The sequence below is a fragment of the Burkholderia sp. AU33423 genome (genome assembly GCF_002223135.1).
Taxonomy (GTDB): Bacteria; Pseudomonadota; Gammaproteobacteria; order Burkholderiales; family Burkholderiaceae; genus Burkholderia; species Burkholderia lata_D.
This window is the reverse complement of sequence record NZ_NKFH01000008.1, coordinates 243,068-260,451: the sequence shown is the minus strand read 5'-3', so window position 1 is coordinate 260,451 and position 17,384 is coordinate 243,068. Positions and strand designations below refer to the sequence as shown.

The window sequence follows — 17,384 nt, the reverse complement described above, 5'->3', positions numbered from 1 at the left end:
TGGTGCGGTGCGCGCTGCGCGGGCCGGGAACGTGGCGCTGATGCGCGCACGGCCGGCGGATTCGAAACCGGACTATTGACCCGGCGAGTACGCGCCGCGATTGCCGTAGTCGGCGCCCGCGGCCCGCGGCGCACCCTGCTGCCGCGCGATCTTCGCCTCGGCGGCCTGGATGCTGGCCGGGTAGAACCAGTCGCTCGGCTGGAAGCCGGCTTTTCTCAGTGCAACCACTTCGGCATGAACTTCGGCGCGCGTGAGCGGCTGGCTGGTTTGCGCGTACGCGGCGAGGGGCGCGGCGAAAGCGGCAGCGAGGGCGATGGTGCGGATGAGCGGGTTCATGAGCGGATACCTCCAGGTTTTCGACGGTGCCGATCGCATGCGGTGACCGTCGAAAGCAGTGTAGGCCGCGCCCGCCGCGCGAAAAATGCCGCTGCGACCAACGTAGTGTTCTGCTGCGGACAACAATGCGCGAGCCGGCGAGCGCGCCTGGGCGGCGTGCGGCAAAAGGGGGGGAGGAGTGGGGAAGAAGCCGGCCGCATCGACGCGGCCGGCGGGCGGCGGCCCGGGGACGGGCCGCTGCGGGGGTGTTACACGAGCCCCGTCGTGTAGTACACGGCGATCACGAAGAACACCGCAAGCGTCTTGATGATCGTGACCGCGAAGATGTCGCGATACGACTGGCGGTGCGTGAGGCCCGTGACCGCGAGCAGCGTGATCACCGCGCCGTTGTGCGGCAGCGTGTCCATGCCGCCGCTCGCCATTGCGACGACCCGGTGCAGCACGTCCATCGGGATGTTCGCGGCCTGCGCGCCCTTGATGAACAGGTCCGACATCGCGGCGAGCGCGATGCTCATGCCGCCCGACGCCGAGCCCGTGATGCCGGCGAGCGAACTGACCGACACGGCCGCGTTGACGAGCGGGTTCGGAATGCTCTTCAGCGCATCGCCGACGACGAGGAAGCCCGGCAGTGCGGCGATCACGCCGCCGAAGCCGTATTCGGACGCCGTGTTCATCGCGGCGAGCAGCGCGCCGCCCACCGCCGCCTTCGACCCGGCCGCGAAGTGTTCGCTGACACGCTTGAACGCGGTGGCGATGACGAGCAGGATGCCGAGCAGCAGCGCGGCCTCCACCGACCAGATCGCGACGACCGTCTTGATCGACGTCGTCACCGGCGTATGCACGCCCGGCAGCACGTCGGGCGCGACTGTGTACGACGCAGCGCCGTACCACGTCGGGATCAGCTTGGTGAGCGCGAAGTTCGACACACCGACGAGGATCAGCGGCAGGATCGCGAGGAACGGGCTCGGCAGCGATTCGGCCGTGACGCGTTCCGGCTCGTTGACGAGCGACGTGCCGTAGCCTTCACCCTTCGCCATCGCCGAACGGCGACGCCATTCGAGATACGTGAGGCCGACGACGATGATGAACAGCGAGCCGATCGTGCCGAGTACCGGCGCGGCCCAGGCGGTCGTCTTGAAGAACGTGGTCGGGATGATGTTCTGGATCTGCGGCGTGCCGGGCAGCGAATCCATCGTGAACGAGAACGCGCCGAGCGCGATCGCGCCGGGCATCAGCCGTTTAGGGATGTTGCTCTGGCGATAGAGTTCGGCCGCGAACGGATAGACAGCGAACACCACGACGAACAGCGATACGCCACCATAGGTGAGCAGCGCGCACACCGCGACGATCACCGCATTCGCGCGCGAGCGGCCGATGTAGCGGATCGCCGCATGGACGATCGACTCGGAGAACCCGGACAGTTCGATCACCTTGCCGAACACGGCGCCGAGCATGAACACCGGGAAATACAGTTTGACGAAGCCGACCATCTTCTCCATGAAGATGCCGGAGAAGACCGGTGCGACGGCGGCGGGTTCGGTCATCAGGACCGCGCCGAGCGCGGCGATCGGCGCGAACAGGATCACGCTATAGCCGCGATACGCGGCAAACATCAGGAACGCCAGCGCGGCGAGGACGATCACGAAAGACAAGGGAGTCTCCTAATGGCTTTGGTTGTTGTTGGTTCGCGCGACGCGCCGCGGACCGGCTCAGGTTCGTGCAGGTTTCGTGCCATCGGCCGGATTGCGCCGCCGGACGTGGGTCCGCCGGAGACCGGCGGGCCCGCGCCGGTCGTTGTCTGACGATTCTACATAAAACGTCTCCATCCGGAGACGAAATGGCCGTCCGGCCAGCCCGTGGAATCGGGCAGGGCTTTCCCGGACAACGCATTGCGGCGTGTCTCCAGAGTGAGATAATCCGTCTCGTTCCGGAGACAGCCGGCCCAAAAATACACGGAGACGACGACACGATGATGAACGACTGGGCCCGCCTGCCCGTCAACTACGGCGACGTGCTGCGGCGCGCCGCCGAGTCGCTGTTCCGGACCTTCGAGGATTCGAGCGCGGGCACGGTGGTCGTCGATCGCGATGCGCGCGTCGTGTGGATGAACGAGCGGTACGCGGCGCGCTTCGGTTTCGCCGATCCGCAGCAGGCCGTCGGCCTCGACTGCGAGGCCGTGATCCCGAACAGCCTGATGCGCGAGGTCGTGTCGACCGGGCAGCCGATCCTGCTCGACATCATGGAGACGGGCCGCGAGCCGCTCGTCGTCACGCGCCTGCCGCTGAAGAACGAGGCCGGCGAGACGGTCGGCGCGATCGGCTTCGCGCTGTTCGACCAGTTGAAGACGCTCACGCCGATCTTTTCCCGCTACGCACAGCTTCAGCAGCAGCTGATCGCGACGCAGCGTTCGCTCGCGCAGGCACGCCGCGCGAAATACACGTTCGCGAGCTTCGTCGGCACGAGCGCCGCGAGCCTCGAAACCAAGCGCCAGGCGCGCCGTGCCGCGCAGGTCGATTCGCCGGTGCTGCTGCTCGGCGAGACGGGCACCGGCAAGGAACTGCTTGCGCATGCGATTCACGCGGCGTCGGCGCGCGCGCTCCAGCCGCTCGTGACCGTCAACGTCGCCGCGATTCCCGACACGCTGCTCGAAACCGAATTCTTCGGCGCGGCGCCCGGCGCGTACACGGGCGCCGATCGCAAGGGGCGCATCGGCAAGTTCGAACTGGCCGATCGCGGCACGCTGTTTCTCGACGAGATCGGCGACATGCCGCTGCCGCTGCAGGGCAAGCTGCTGCGCGTGCTGCAGGACAAGGAATTCGAGCCGGTCGGCTCGAACCGGATCGTGCGCGCGGATGTCCGGATCATCGCGGCCACGAGCGCCGACTTGCCGGCGCTGGTCGCGGCCGGGCGTTTTCGCGCGGATCTCTATTACCGGTTGAACGTGCTGACGATCCATGCGCCGCCGCTGCGCGAGCGCGCGTCCGACATCGCGGCGCTCGTCTACGCGACGCTCGAGGAGCTGGCCGCGCAGCACGGGCGCGCCGCCCATTGCGAGCTGACCGACGATGCGCTGCGGATGCTGTGTGCGTATCCGTGGCCGGGCAACGTGCGCGAGTTGCGCAACACGCTCGAACGCGCGCTGATGCTGTCGGACCGGTCGGTGATCGATGCGCGCGCGCTCGCGCCGTTCCTTGGGCCGGTGCGCGTATCGACGGACGGTGCCGCACCGGCGCAGCCGCCGGCCGTGCCACTGGTCGAACGGCGTGCGGGCGAGCAGCCTGCTGCACCGGCCGCTTCGTATGCCGATGCATTGGCGGCGTGGGAGCGCCAGTTCCTGACCGATGCGCTGGCGGCCTGCGACGGGAAGGTGGTGGAAGCGGCCGCGCGCATCGGGATCGGCCGCGCGACGCTGTACAAGAAACTGGCAGCGCTGGGCATCGACCGGTAAGCCAGACGGCCAAGCCGACGCGCTCGGACGTGAAGCATCGAACAGGAGATCACGATGAAACGGATCGGCATCGCACGGTGGCTGACCATGTTGCTGGCGACCTCTGCGTTCGCGCAGTCCGGCGACACCGATGCACCCGAGGCGCGGCGCAACTGGTACAACGATCCGTTCATCGCGCTGTCGCGGGACGTGGCCGAATGCCCGTTGCCGCTCGGCCCGTGGATGACCCGGGCCGAGATGACGGACGACGCGCATTACCGCGCCGAACGCGGCACCACCTGCTGGCTCGCGCATCGCTGCACGAAGCCGAATTCCTATTTGTACGACGCACCGATCGCCGACGCCGTGAAGGCGCACTTCGCCGGCTCGGATCGGCTGCATGGCACGAGCCTGTGGATCACCGTGCAGCGACGTTTCATCTACGTCGAAGGATGTGCGGATACGGCGTTCGATCAGCAGGCGTTGCAGCGCGAACTCGAGGCGCTCCCGGACGTCGAGCAGGTGTTCGTTCGCATCACCGACGATCCGCGCAAGCGCTTGCCGTACAAGGCGCGCGGGCAACCCGGCCGTACGCCGAACTGACGGCCGAAGGGCCGCGCATGGCATACTCGCGACATTCAAAAAAAGGTTGACGGGAACAACAATGAAACACATGCTTGCGTCGGTCTGTCGGTGGCCTCGGGCAGCCGTTGTCTTGGCTCTGGTTGCAGGGCTCGGCGGGTGTGGCGGCAGCGCGCCGCTGTTCACTTCGGACGGGCGTCCGACCACCCAGGTGCAATGCACCGGCAGCGACTGGAGCAATTGCACGGACAACGCCCGGGCGATCTGCAACGGCGATTTCGAAGTGCTTCAGCAATCGCGCGATGACGCCACGCGAAATCTTCTCTTCGCGTGCAAGAAAAAGAGCGGTTATTGATCCCGAGATAACCGGCTGTGGCGACCACGATCGGGCGAAGCGTTTTTCTGTTGGCTGAGAGTCATCTATTTTTCACGAATAACACTCACGGAGTCCCATCCATATGGCGACCTACAGGCAACTGAGCGCGCAGCTCGAACGGCTTCAGCAAAAGATCGACAAGGAGCGTGAAAAGGCGATTGCCGATGCGATTGCCGATATCCGCGCGAAAATCGAGGAATACGACATTACGCCGGAAGAGCTCGGGTTTCGTCCGGCAGGCGCGGCCGCTGGCGCAGCCAAGCCGAAGCGTGTGTCGCCGCCGAAATATTTGAACCCGAAGACGGGTGAAACCTGGAGTGGCCGCGGGCGCTCGCCGACGTGGCTCGGCAAGAATCGCGAGCGTTTCCTGATCAAGGACTGACTCCCGAAAAACCTCACCTTTCGCGTACTGACTGACGGTGCGAACGGCCATGCGGCCGTCGCACCGTTTTGTTTTCGTGCATGCCCGGCGCGATTCCCGATGGCGTATTGATCGGCGACGCCGCGCAATTAACGGATCACGTTTTGCGAATTCGCTGCGATTCGACGGGATATCGCGGCGAATTCCGGTAAACAGCCGTGCAATTGCGCAGCACATGCGCATTGGCCTGCGCCATTCTCGTGGTGCACGCGTGCGGCGAATTCCGATCACCTTTCGTGTATTGGCGCGTGGCGCCGTGCAATTCCCGAAGAGTCTCACCATGGCTCCTGTAAATCCTCACCTTTGACGAAGCGGACGCAGCGTCGCGCTGCACGCCTGCACCGTGTGCGCCGGGCGAATGTGCTCGGCCGGCGCGTGGCGACGGCTTCCATGCTCGTGTTGCAGGCACCATGCTGCGAGCGTTGACGTGGGTCGAACAGTCGGCCGTTCGGCATATAGGCAGCCGCATGCGCTTCGCCTATGCTTGGGGTTCGCGTCGATCGGCGTGTGGCCTGTCCGTGCCGCATGCCGATCGGGTCGTCTTTCGTTACCGCAGGGAGCCGATGTGACCGTTCGCCATCTCGATGCATTGTTCCAGCCCAAGTCCGTCGCGGTCGTCGGTGCGTCGTCGCGCGCGGGCAGTATCGGCGCGATGGTGTGGTCGCGCGTGCTCGACGGTGCATTCGAGGGGCCCGTGTGGCCCGTCAATCCGAAGTATCGTGACCTGCATGGGCATCCGGTCGTTGCCGATGTCGACCGGTTGCCCGCGCCACCATCGGTGGCCGTGATCTGCACGCCGCCCGCGACCTGGGCCGGCATCGTGCGCAAGCTCGGCGAGCTCGGCACGCGCGTTGCGGTGATCGTCGGCGAGGCGCGCACCGATGCCGATCGCGCCGCGCTCGATCGCACGCTGAAGGCGGCGAAGCCGTTCGTCCTCCGTATCGTCGGTCCGGGCAGCCTCGGCGTGCTGTCGCCTGCACGGCATGCGCATTTCGGCGCGCCGGCCTATACGGCGCGATCGGGCGGCGTCGCGTGGGTGTCGCAATCGAATGCGCTGACGAACGCGGTGCTCGGCTGGGCCGATGCACGGGGCCTCGGCTTTTCGCATGTCGTCGCGCTCGGCGGCGAGTCCGACGTCGATGCGGGCGACGTGCTCGACTATCTCGCGAGCGATCCCGGTACGCGCGCGATCCTGCTCGAACTCGATACCGTGCGCGCCGCGCGCAAGTTCATGTCGGCCGCGCGCGCGGCCGCACGCAACAAGCCGGTGCTCGCCTTGCGCACCGGCCGCGCGGATCCCGGCGACGCGCTTTATACGGCGGCGTTCCAGCGCGCGGGGATGGTGCGGGTGGATGCGCTCGACGATCTGCTCGACGAGATCGAGACGCTCGGCGTCGGCCGCGTCACGGCGCGCGGCGCGGCCACGCTTGTGACGAGCGATGCGGGCGTCGCGAAACTCGCGGTCGATGCGGTGGCCGAGGTGCGCGACGTGCTGACCGACTGGTCGCCCGCGGCCACGTCGGCCGTGTCGGCCGCGCTGCCGCATCTCGCATCGCCCGGCAATCCGCTGACGCTGGGCGACGATGCGCGCCCCGAGCATTTTGCCGCGGCGGTCAAGGCGCTCGCGCCGTTCCCGCAAACGGGCACGCTGTTCGTCGTCCATTCGACTTCCCACAGCGCGCCGGCCGATGCGGTTGCGCACACGCTGATCGAATCACGGCAGTACGCGCATCGCGGCATCCTCGCGTGTTTCTTCGGCGCGGTCGATGCGGCGACGCGCGATGCGCTGCACGCGAACGGCATTCCCGTGCACACCACGCCGCAGCGGCTCGCGCGCGCGTATGCGCGTCTCGTCGACTACAACCTCGGGCGGCAACTGCTGATGCAAACGCCCGAGGGTACGCCGCTGCAGCCGGCCGAGTGCGTGGCATCCGCGCAGGCCGACGCGCGCCGGATGGTCGAAGCCGGCCAGCATGAACTGGCCGGCGAAGCCGCGCTGCGCTGGCTGTCTCATTTTGGCCTGCAGGGCGAGCCGGCCGTCGAGCCGGTCGGAAAGAAAGTCGTCGATGTCACCGTCGACATGTACGACGACACGAACTTCGGTCCGGTGTTTCGCTATGCCGTGCCGCCCGCAGACGGCGTATCGGCGCCGTTCGTCGTCTATGGCCTGCCGCCGCTGAACACCGTGCTTGCTCGCGCGGTGATGGAGCGCTCGCCGTATGCACGCAGCACGCCCATCGAGCCGACGCTCGACGCGTTGACGGCGCTGTCGCAGGTCGTCTGCGACGTGCGCGAAGTTGTCGCGATGTCGGTCACGCTGCGCGTGCTGTCCGACCGCGCGCACGTGATCGCGCCGCGCATCACGCTGGCCGCGGGGCGCAGCCGGCTCGCGATCATGCCGTATCCGCGCCACCTCGAGCAGACGCTCGAGTGGCGCGGCGAGACGGTGACGATCCGCCCGATCCGTCCGGAAGACGAGGCTGCGCATAACGAACTGCTCGGCGCGATGACACCGGACGATCTGCGGATGCGCTTCTTCGGCGCGGTGCGCAGCTTCGATCATTCGCAGGTCGCGCGCATGACGCAGATCGACTACGACCGTGAGATGGCCTTCATCGTGTCGTTCACCGATGTGTCGGGGCGCGACCACACGCTCGCGGTGGTGCGCGCGGTGGCCGATCCCGACAACGAGACGGCGGAGTTCGCGATCGCGGTACGACCCGATCAGAAGGGCAAGGGGCTTGGACGGCTGATGATGACGCGCATCATCGACTACGCGCGCTCGCGCGGAACCGCCTGGATGATCGGCGAGGCGCTGCGCGAGAACTCGGCGATGATCTCGCTGGCGAAGGCGTGCGGGTTTGCCGTGTCGACGACGGAGGAGCCGGGCGTCGTCGGCTTCAGGATGAAGCTGCAGCCGTAGCGCCCGTCAGCTGCGCGACGCGAGGCGACGTTGCATGCAGTGGACGTCTCCGGCCTTCCGGCATGTTACGGATGATTCAATTCAGGAATACAGAGCATTGGAACCTCTCGCCTGAGGGAAGCAACCGCGAACGAGCCGGCGCCTGTTTGCAACGGAAATATCGACGCTGATTCGGCACCGCCAGAAGGGTGCTGCTTGCCGCGATATCCGTTCCGCGTCGCTGTTTTCCGCAAGGCGTCCGCACGCATTTACCGCCGTATTCCCCCTCGAAAATTCGAAGTTGCCCCAAAGGTGAGACTTTTCGGGAGCTGTCGGTGAGCTTCTCCGGGAAGCTTGGGGTGAGCCGATACGGGAGCGCTTGGTGAGTCGATACGGGGGCACTCGGTGAGCCTTCCCGGGAGTGGCCGGTGAGGGTCTGCGGGAGGCGCCGGTGAGCCTTTCCGGGGCGCATCGGTGAGGGTCTGCGGGACGTATTGGTGAGGACATCCGGGAGCCCTGGGTGAGGGTCTTCGGGAGCCTGGGTGAGCTTTTTCGGGAGGGATAGGTGAGCGCTTGCGGGACACAAAGGTGAGGCTTTTCGGGGGCGTCCGGATGCACGTTTCCCGCAAGCGCAACGCGGGCCTGGGCCGGCGTTATGCAGGGTGCGGGCACGCACGAACCGTGCCCGTGGCTACGTTCAGGCAGCGAGTTTCAACGCGGCGTCGTTCACCTGGTCGCGCGAAATCGCGAGTTCCTCGAGGTGCGGATCGGCGTAGACCGCGCCGGTTTCGCGCTCGAGGCGGGCGATCGTCAGTGCACAGCGTGCGGTGTCCTTCGGCATCGCGATGAAGCGCTTGACCGACTCGCCGGACGTGAATGCTTCGAACAGCGCGCTGCGCACGTCGTCCGGGAGCGTCTTGGTCCACTGGTACGGCTTGCCGTTGAACGTGATCGACGGCGGCAGCGTGCGTTCCTTCTTGGTCGCCGTGATGAGCCCGTAGGTGCGGGCCGCGTCGCCGATCTGCTCGGGCGAGAAGAGTTCGTCGGGCGTGATGTCGAACTGCTCGATGTAGCTCTCGATCGCCTGCATTGCAGCGGTACGATCGTCGCGCTTCTTCTGCGCGCGCGCGACGATATCGCGCAGCTCGTCCGCCTCTTCGGGCGTGATCGTGAAGCTTGCCTGCTTCTGCTGAAGTTCGGAGAAACGCTGGAATTCTTGATCGTTCAGAAGTTTGGCCATGACATCCATCGGACACGACGGCCGCGACAACCGGCCGCCGTAGTTTTTGAGAGGGCCGCTATTTTAGCGTAGCGCCGTGGGCACACGATATGGCACCGTGCATCGCGTTCCGCAGAGGGGTTACACGCGACCGGGGGCGACGCGATTGCGCCGCCCCCGGTGCGCTCCGCCGGGCCTGCGCGTCAGCAGGTCTCGTCGCGGCACATCGACAGATGGGCGGCCGTCTCGCGCAACCCTTCGACGACCGTGTCGACGGGCGGCGCCATATGCGCATCGATCCGGCGCATGTACGGGCAGGTCAGCACCGCGATCGCATGGCCGGACGGCCCGAGGATCGGTGCGGTCAGGTCGGTCACGCCGTACGCCTGGCGGCTGTCCTGGCGCAGGTAGCCGTCCTGCCGGACGGACTGGCACGCATACGCGAGTTCCTGCTCGTTCAATGGCGCTTCGCCCTTGACCTTGCGGTGCTCGGCGAGCATGTGCGCGCGCTGCTCGGCACCCTGGAACGCCAGCATCACGCGCCCCGATGCCGTATCGGCGAGCCCGACACGCGAGCCGAGCCGCACCGACACGCCCCACGGGCCGGGCCCGTCGACCTGCGCGATCACGAGCAGGTTGCCGCGATCGCAGACGGACAGGTGACACGATTGCTCGGCGGAATCGGCGAAACGCTGCATCGGCGGCAACGCCTCGGCGATCAGCCGGCTCATCGGCGGATGGCGGTGCGCGAGCGAGAACAGCTTGAGGCTGAGCGTGTAGCGGTCGCCGCCGGTCGAGCGCATCACGTAGCGGCGCGCGACGAGGCGTTCGAGCATCCGGTAGATCTCGCTCGCGTTGCGGCCGAGTTCCTTCGTGATTTCGGTGCGGGTGAGGCCTTCTTTCTGCTCCGACAGGAGTTCGAGAATGTCGAGACCCTTGTCGAGCGCGGGCGCGCGATAGCGGTCGATTGCGCCCATCGATTCCCGTGCGTCGCAGCCGGGAAGCAGGTCGTTGGTTGTTTGCATTGTCGGTGTGAAGTTGGGGGATTACTGTCGATCGATTGGCGACGCACGCTGGCCGATTCTGCAACACGCTTGTGTCGAGCCCGCGTGTGGCGACGAACGCCATCCGTTTGAGCTTAACAACAAACATTTAGTGTGCAATGCAGCGTCTTTTTACCGATCGTTACCGAACAAGAACGGATCGATTCACTTTCAGGATGACAGGGAAGCCCCGAATACCCGGTATTCATGACAGGTGGCACCGGTTCAAGGTATTCGAAAGGAAATCGGACGGCGGCGCTGCCCGCGATGCTGCGCCGCAGCGTCTGCGGGCGCACCAATAGTCGGTATCCGTCGCGCGTCATTTCGCGGCGCGCGGCCGATGGTACAAAGACTGGCGGGCCAGCGACGGTGCGGCCGCGCATGAAGCCGGCCGGTATGGGCCGGACCATGTCGCGGGTGCCGGGCCGTCGTCGCCGATGCGCAGACCGGCGGCTGCCCGTTCGATGCGCGCCGTACTTCCCGTGCGGCGCCACGATCGCTGCGCCCGCGCGACCCTCGCGCGTCGAACGGCATGCCGGATTCGGTACCGACGCGTGCAATCGACGATCGACAATCAGTCCGGCGCGCGGCCGTGAAGGGCCGCGTCGGCCGGTATCCTGTCCCATTCGACAACAGAGGTTGATCACGATGAAACTGCTTCGCTATGGCCCGTCCGGCCAGGAAAAGCCCGGGATTCTCGACGCGGACGGCCGGATTCGCGACCTGTCCGCGCATGTGCCGGACCTGTCCGGCGACGTGCTGTCCGACGCGGGTCTCGCGCGGCTGCGCGCGATCGATCCGGCCACGCTGCCGCTGGTGTCAGGCGAGCCGCGCATCGGTGCGTGCGTCGGGCAGGTCGGCAAGTTCATCGGCATCGGCCTGAACTATGCCGATCACGCGGCCGAAGCCGGCATGCCGGTGCCGAAGGAGCCGGTCGTGTTCGGCAAGTGGACGAGCTCGATCTGCGGCCCGAACGACGGCATCGATATCCCGAAGGGCTCGGTCAAGACCGACTGGGAAGTCGAGCTGGGCGTCGTGGTCGGCGCGGCCTGCAAGGATGTCGACGAAGCGCGCGCGCTCGATTACGTCGCGGGCTACTGCGTCGTCAACGACGTGTCCGAGCGCGAATGGCAGATCGAGCGCGGCGGCCAGTGGGACAAGGGCAAGGGCTTCGACACGTTCGGCCCGATCGGCCCGTGGCTCGTCACGCGCGACGAGGTGCCCGATCCGCAGCGTCTCGACCTGTGGCTCGAAATCGACGGCCACCGTTATCAGAACGGCAACACGCGCACGATGGTGTTTACCGTCGCGCAGCTGATCGCCTATCTGTCGCGCTGCATGACGCTGCAGCCGGGCGACGTGATCACGACCGGCACGCCGCCGGGCGTCGGCATGGGCATCAAGCCGTCGCCGGTATTCCTGAAGGCCGGCCAGATGGTGCGCCTCGGTGTCGAAGGGCTCGGCGAGCAACTGCAGCGCACGCGCGACGCGCGATAGCCACGCACCCGGCGATTCCGTCGACCGACCGCCACCGGCAGTTCAATGACAAGGGCCCGATTCCGCATTGCGCGGAATCGGGCCCTTGTCTTTGGTATGCGAGCGCGATTACACGACGTTGTCGAGTTCGCAATGCGCTTCCAGCCGATACCCGTCGGGATCGACGACGAACGCTGCGTAGTAGCCGGGGCCGTAGTGTTCGCGCTTGCCGGGCCCGCCGTTGTCGCGGCCGCCGTGCTCGAGTGCGGCACGGTAGAACGCGTCGACTTCGACGGGCGAAGCGGCCTTGAACGACAGGTGCATCCCCGAGTCGGGATCGGGGGCGACAGGGCGGGGTGCATATTGCAACCACAGCTGCGGCTCGGTTGCGCCGTACCCGATGGATTCGTCGTCGGTGTGCAGCCGTTTGTAGCCGAGTGCGCCGAGCGTGCTGTCGTAGAAGGCTTGGCTGCGGCCGACGTGTGCAACGCCGAACGATAGGTGATCGATCATCTGTTGGCTCCTTGGACTGAGAGGGGACTTCGGTGCGGCAACGTTGTTTTAACCACCATGCCGGTTATGTTAGGAAGCGCCTGTGGGCTTGTCAACCGGCATGGTGGTTAGATACGATCCGGGCATGAGCGATACGCAACCTTCCGTCACGATGGACTGCCTGATTCCGGCGCCGCCCGAAACCCTGAGCATCGATTTCGCGAACACGCTGTACTGGCGCGGCAGCGATCCGCCGACGGAAACCTTCGGCACGATGGACGACCTGCTGGCGTGGTGTCGCGAGCAGGCAAGCGTGCCGGCCGGCCTGGTGGACGCGTGCCGTGCGTATGGTGAAGAGGTGGGTGAACCGGCCATGCTCGCGCACGCGCTCGCGTTGCGCGAGGCGCTGTATCGGCTCTTTCTTGCGCAGGCCGAACAGCGCGAGCCGCAGGCCGACGATCTCGCGCTGCTTGGCGGCTTCCTGGCGGAAGCGGCGTCGCGCGTCGCGCTGGCGCGCATCGATGGCGGCTATGCGTGGCGGATCGGGGAGGGGCGTGCGACGCTGGCGGGGCTGCTGAGCCCGGTATTGTGGTCGGCGATCGATCTGCTCGGCGGTGCGCGGCTCGCGAAGGTCAAGCGTTGCGCGAACGACGCCTGCCAGTGGCTGTTCATCGATGACAGCAAGAACGGCAGCCGCCGCTGGTGTTCGATGTCGTCGTGCGGCAATCGCGCGAAGGCGTACCGCCACTATCACAAGGCCGACTGACGGTCGGCCCGTTCACTGCGCTGCCGCCTACCCTACTTCACCGACAACTTTCGCCACAGCGTCGTCTTGCTGATGCCGAGCATCGCGCACGCGCGGTCGCGGTCGCCGCCGCATGCGTCGAGTACCGCGCGGATCTCGTCGGCTTCCGCGCGACGGCGGCGCGCGTGCAGCGTCTGCGCATCGTCGGAGTCGGCGTCGGCCGCATCGGATGGCGCCGCGAACAGCTCGGGCGCGATCGCCTGCAGCGCGTCGGGATCGAGCGTGCCGCATGCGGCGGCCGGATCGTTTTCGTCGGCTTCCTCGGCCAGTTCCACCGCGATCCGCTCGATCACGTTCTGCAGTTCGCGCACGTTGCCGGGCCATCGGTAGCGCGCGAGCGCGGCCTGTGTCGCGCCGAGCACGCGCGCGGCATCGGCGGCGTCGCGCAGGCGTTCGGCGAGCCGCGGCTCGCGCCGTGCGGCCTGCACGAGCAGCGTGGCCGCGAGCGCGGGGATGTCGGCGGCGCGCTCGCGCAGCGGCGGTAGGCCGACGTTCAGGATGTTGAGCCGGTAATAGAGATCCGCGCGGAACGTGCCGGTCTCGACGGCCGCGAGCAGCGGACGGTGCGTCGCGGCGATCACGCGCACGTCGATGCGGATCGGCTCGGTCGAGCCGAGGCGGATCACCTCGCGCTCCTGCAGCACGCGCAGCAGCCGGCTCTGCAGCGACGGCGGCATTTCGCCGATTTCGTCGAGAAACAGCGTGCCGCGGTGCGCGGCTTCGAACAGGCCGGTCTTGCCGCCGCGCCGCGCGCCGGTGAACGCGCCTTCCTCATAGCCGAACAGCTCGCTTTCGAGCAGCGCTTCCGGAAACGCGCCGCAGTTGACCGCGACGAACGGGTAGCTGCGTCGCGCGGACAGCGCGTGCAGGCTTTGCGCGATCATTTCCTTGCCGGTGCCGCTTTCGCCGAGCACGAGCACGGTTGCGTCGGATTTCGCGTAGCGGCGCACGAGATCGCGCACGCGCGCCATCGGCGCCGATGCGCCGACCACGTCGTCGAGCGCGTAGCGCGCGGCGAACTGCTGCGTGGTGGGCTGCGAACGCAATGCGCGGTCGAGCCGTTCGACCGCGCGCGATTCCTGAAACGTCAGCACGCTGCCCGACGTGACGCCGCGATCGACGAGCGGCCCGCGATGCACGACGTAGCGCACGCCGCGCACGGTGGCGAGCGCATCACCGTCCTCGCCGCGCAGCGTGCGCAGCTCGGGCCGCAGGTCGACGAGCGCGCGGCCGACGGCCGCCGCGGGTTCGACCCCGAGTGCCGACGCGAGCCGCTCGTTGATCGCTTCGACGCGGCCGTGTGCGTCGAGCGCGACCACGCCGTCGCGCAGGTGCTGCAGCAGCGTGTCGAGCCGCTGGCGGCGAAAAGCCTCGGCGTGCGTCGCATACGCGACTTCGAGCGCGGTCTCGACGGCCTTGCGCACCGACGCATGCGAATACAGGAACACCGCGCCCATGCCGGCGCTGGCCGCGAGATCGGTGACGAGGCCCGGACCGACAATCGTCTCGATGCCGCGGTCGTGCAGGTCGTGCACGCAGGCTTCCGCTTCCTGGGCGGACTGATATGACGCAAACTGCACGTCGAGGCCGTACGCGGCGACGAAGCGACGCACTTCGGGCGGCGTTTCGCCGGCGCTGACGAGCGCGATCCGCGACGCATCGCGCCGGGCGCGCGCGAGCGCCTGCATCACGTCGAAGCCGGTCGGCGACACGACCACCACCGGCACCTGCGCCCGCGTTTTCAGGAAGCCGCCGTTCGAGCCGGCCGCGACGATCACGTCGGGCCGTGCGGTGGCGGCCTCGGCGATCGCGCTGAGCGCATCCTCATAGGCGCGCGTGACGATGCGCACGTCGGCGCGTTCGTCAAATTCGCCGGCGATCTCGCGAAACAGGTCGCGCAGGCGGCTGATGCCCATCGCCCAGATGCGCGGGCGCGCCGCGCGATCGGCCGGGCCGACGGGCTTGGTCGAGGAGAGGTCCATGGCAGTCGATTATGCGCGCGCGATTTCATTTTTGAAACATGAAATTGCCAAATTGAAATCGTCGGACGCGGCTTCGCCCTTGCCGGATGCTTAAGAATCAGTGGGTTAGCGACGTGGCGCGAGCTGGCCCGGTCCTTGCTGTTAATGGTCGTTCCTTCAGGAGGCCGTTCATGAGCAATACGCATCTTCAGAGCGCCGGCGCGAAATTCCGCGCGGCAGTCGCGGCGGAGCAGCCGCTGCAGGTGGTCGGCGCGATCACCGCCTACGCAGCCAAGATGGCGCAGGCCGTCGGCTTCAAGGCCGTATACCTGTCGGGTGGCGGCGTCGCCGCGAACTCGCTCGGCATCCCCGACCTCGGCATCAGCACGATGGAAGACGTGCTGATCGACGCGACGCGGATCACCAACGCGACCGACCTGCCGCTGCTGGTCGACATCGACACGGGCTGGGGCGGCGCGTTCAACATCGCGCGCACGGTCCGCTCGTTCATCAACGCCGGCGTCGCGGCCGTGCACCTCGAGGACCAGGTCGGCCAGAAACGCTGCGGCCATCGCCCGGGCAAGGAAGTCGTGCCGATCGACGAAATGGTCGATCGCGTGAAGGCCGCGGTCGATGCGCGTACCGACGACCAGTTCGTGATCATGGCGCGCACCGATGCGGCCGCGGCGGAAGGGATCGACTCGGCGATCGAACGCGCGGTCGCGTACGTCGAAGCCGGCGCGGACATGATTTTCCCGGAAGCGATGAAGACGCTCGACGACTACCGCCGCTTCAAGGCAGCCGTGAAGGTGCCGATCCTCGCGAACCTGACCGAATTCGGCTCGACGCCGCTGTTCACGGTCGACGAGCTGCGCGAGGCGAACGTCGATATCGCGCTGTACTGCTGCGGCGCGTATCGCGCGATGAACAAGGCCGCGCTGAACTTCTACGAGACGCTGCGCCGCGACGGCACGCAGAAGGCCGCCGTGCCGACGATGCAGACGCGCGCCGAGCTGTACGACTTCCTCGGCTATCACGAATACGAGCGCAAGCTCGACGAGCTGTTCGCGCAGGGCAAGAAGTAACGCGCCCGCACCCCCGATACCCATTGGAGAAAGGAAACATGAGCGAGACGAAAGACGCAGCAGCACCGGCCGCCGCAGGCGCATTCAAGCCGAAGAAGTCGGTGGCGCTGTCGGGCGTGACGGCCGGCAACACGGCGCTGTGCACGGTCGGCAAGACCGGCAACGACCTGCACTATCGCGGCTACGACATTCTCGACGTCGCCGAATCGTGCGAATTCGAGGAAATCGCGCACCTGCTCGTTCACGGCACGCTGCCGAACCTGACCGAACTGGCCGCGTACAAGGCGAAGCTGCGCGCGCTGCGCGGCCTGCCGAACGCGCTGAAGGCGGCGCTCGAGCAGATCCCGGCGTCCGCGCACCCGATGGACGTGATGCGCACGGGCGTGTCGGTGCTCGGCACCGTGCTGCCGGAGAAGGACGACCACAACCTGCCGGGCGCGCGCGACATCGCCGACCGCCTGATGGCATCGCTCGGCTCGATGCTGCTGTACTGGTATCACTTCTCGCACAACGGCAAGCGCATCGAGACGGAAACCGACGACGACTCGATCGGCGGCCACTTCCTGCACCTGCTGCACGGCAAGACGCCGTCGAAGTCGTGGGTCGAGGCGATGCACACGTCGCTGATCCTGTACGCGGAGCACGAATTCAACGCGTCGACGTTCACCGGCCGCGTGATCGCGGGCACGGGCTCGGACATCTACTCGGCGATCACCGGCGCGATCGGCGCGCTGCGCGGGCCGAAGCATGGCGGCGCGAACGAAGTCGCGTATGAAATCCAGAGCCGCTACAGCTCGCCGGACGACGCCGAAGCCGACATCCGCCGCCGCGTCGAGAACAAGGAAGTCGTGATCGGCTTCGGCCACCCGGTCTACACGATCTCCGATCCGCGCAACAAGGTGATCAAGGGCGTCGCGCACAAGCTGTCGAAGGAAGCGGGCGACCTGAAGCTGTACAACATCGCCGAGCGCCTCGAATCGGTGATGTGGGAAGCGAAGAAGATGTTCCCGAACCTCGACTGGTTCAGCGCGGTGTCATATCACATGATGGGCGTGCCGACCGCGATGTTCACGCCGCTGTTCGTGATCTCGCGCACGTCGGGCTGGAGCGCGCACATCATCGAGCAGCGCATCGACAACAAGATCATCCGCCCGAGCGCGAACTACACCGGTCCGGAAGACCTGCAGTTCGTGCCGATCGAAAAGCGCTGACATGCCCACCGTGCACACCGGCCTCCCGCGTGACGGGGGCCGGTGTGC

General features: G+C 66.9%; 15 protein-coding genes. 9 read left to right on the top strand and 6 right to left on the bottom strand.

All coding sequences use genetic code 11. From position 1 onward, the window contains the following. Positions 1–72: 72 nt before the first annotated feature. Both CFB50_RS32515 and CFB50_RS32510 read right to left on the bottom strand, forming a co-directional pair. On the bottom strand, positions 73–336 hold the full coding sequence (locus CFB50_RS32515) for a DUF4148 domain-containing protein (protein ID WP_089448623.1): 264 nt from the start codon (positions 334–336) through the stop codon (positions 73–75). A gap of 248 nt (positions 337–584) precedes the next feature. Further along, positions 585–1,988, bottom strand: a complete 1,404-nt coding sequence (locus CFB50_RS32510) for a GntP family permease (protein WP_069252711.1) — start codon at positions 1,986–1,988, stop codon at positions 585–587. Positions 1,989–2,305: 317 nt separating this feature from the next. Between CFB50_RS32510 and CFB50_RS32500 the strand changes: the two genes are divergently transcribed. From CFB50_RS32500 to CFB50_RS32480, 5 genes are all read left to right on the top strand, one after another. Next, complete coding sequence (locus CFB50_RS32500) at positions 2,306–3,784, top strand: sigma-54 interaction domain-containing protein (protein ID WP_089448622.1); 1,479 nt, start codon at positions 2,306–2,308, stop codon at positions 3,782–3,784. A gap of 54 nt (positions 3,785–3,838) precedes the next feature. Next, positions 3,839–4,366 carry a BON domain-containing protein gene (locus CFB50_RS32495; protein ID WP_089448621.1) on the top strand — a complete coding sequence of 176 codons (528 nt, stop codon included), beginning with the start codon at positions 3,839–3,841 and terminating at the stop codon, positions 4,364–4,366. A 61-nt stretch (positions 4,367–4,427) separates the two neighbouring features. Beyond that, the gene (locus CFB50_RS32490) at positions 4,428–4,700 is read left to right on the top strand and encodes a hypothetical protein (protein WP_089448620.1); all 273 of its coding nucleotides are present in this window, start codon (positions 4,428–4,430) and stop codon (positions 4,698–4,700) included. Between the two features lie 103 nt (positions 4,701–4,803). Then, the gene (locus tag CFB50_RS32485) at positions 4,804–5,103 is read left to right on the top strand and encodes an H-NS histone family protein (protein WP_069252708.1); all 300 of its coding nucleotides are present in this window, start codon (positions 4,804–4,806) and stop codon (positions 5,101–5,103) included. A gap of 604 nt (positions 5,104–5,707) precedes the next feature. After that, positions 5,708–8,065 (top strand): GNAT family N-acetyltransferase, encoded by a 2,358-nt coding sequence (locus CFB50_RS32480; protein WP_089448619.1) that lies wholly within the window; start codon positions 5,708–5,710, stop codon positions 8,063–8,065. 676 nt (positions 8,066–8,741) lie between these two features. On the opposite strand, the gene CFB50_RS32475 is transcribed toward CFB50_RS32480, so the two are convergent. Both CFB50_RS32475 and CFB50_RS32470 read right to left on the bottom strand, forming a co-directional pair. Further along, positions 8,742–9,293 carry a hypothetical protein gene (locus CFB50_RS32475; protein ID WP_069252706.1) on the bottom strand — a complete coding sequence of 184 codons (552 nt, stop codon included), beginning with the start codon at positions 9,291–9,293 and terminating at the stop codon, positions 8,742–8,744. A gap of 173 nt (positions 9,294–9,466) precedes the next feature. Next, positions 9,467–10,288 (bottom strand): IclR family transcriptional regulator, encoded by an 822-nt coding sequence (locus CFB50_RS32470; protein ID WP_089448618.1) that lies wholly within the window; start codon positions 10,286–10,288, stop codon positions 9,467–9,469. Between the two features lie 666 nt (positions 10,289–10,954). On the opposite strand from CFB50_RS32470, the gene CFB50_RS32460 reads away from it, so the two are divergent. Then, complete coding sequence (locus CFB50_RS32460) at positions 10,955–11,803, top strand: ureidoglycolate lyase (RefSeq protein ID WP_089448719.1); 849 nt, start codon at positions 10,955–10,957, stop codon at positions 11,801–11,803. A gap of 108 nt (positions 11,804–11,911) precedes the next feature. On the opposite strand, the gene CFB50_RS32455 is transcribed toward CFB50_RS32460, so the two are convergent. Continuing rightward, positions 11,912–12,295, bottom strand: a complete 384-nt coding sequence (locus tag CFB50_RS32455) for a VOC family protein (RefSeq protein ID WP_069252704.1) — start codon at positions 12,293–12,295, stop codon at positions 11,912–11,914. 124 nt (positions 12,296–12,419) lie between these two features. On the opposite strand from CFB50_RS32455, the gene CFB50_RS32450 reads away from it, so the two are divergent. Further along, entirely contained in the window at positions 12,420–13,040 is a 621-nt protein-coding gene (locus tag CFB50_RS32450; protein ID WP_256979370.1) for a CGNR zinc finger domain-containing protein, read from the top strand. A 32-nt stretch (positions 13,041–13,072) separates the two neighbouring features. Here the strand turns inward: CFB50_RS32450 and prpR are convergent, their stop codons facing one another. Next, complete coding sequence (gene prpR, locus CFB50_RS32445; protein ID WP_089448616.1) at positions 13,073–15,061, bottom strand: propionate catabolism operon regulatory protein PrpR; 1,989 nt, start codon at positions 15,059–15,061, stop codon at positions 13,073–13,075. 170 nt (positions 15,062–15,231) lie between these two features. On the opposite strand from prpR, the gene prpB reads away from it, so the two are divergent. Together prpB and prpC are read left to right on the top strand one after the other, a co-directional pair. Beyond that, the gene (prpB, locus tag CFB50_RS32440) at positions 15,232–16,125 is read left to right on the top strand and encodes a methylisocitrate lyase (protein ID WP_006480320.1); all 894 of its coding nucleotides are present in this window, start codon (positions 15,232–15,234) and stop codon (positions 16,123–16,125) included. Between the two features lie 38 nt (positions 16,126–16,163). Then, positions 16,164–17,336: a bifunctional 2-methylcitrate synthase/citrate synthase gene (gene prpC / locus CFB50_RS32435; protein WP_027790338.1), complete on the top strand. Its 1,173-nt coding sequence runs from the start codon at positions 16,164–16,166 to the stop codon at positions 17,334–17,336. Positions 17,337–17,384: the final 48 nt, after the last annotated feature.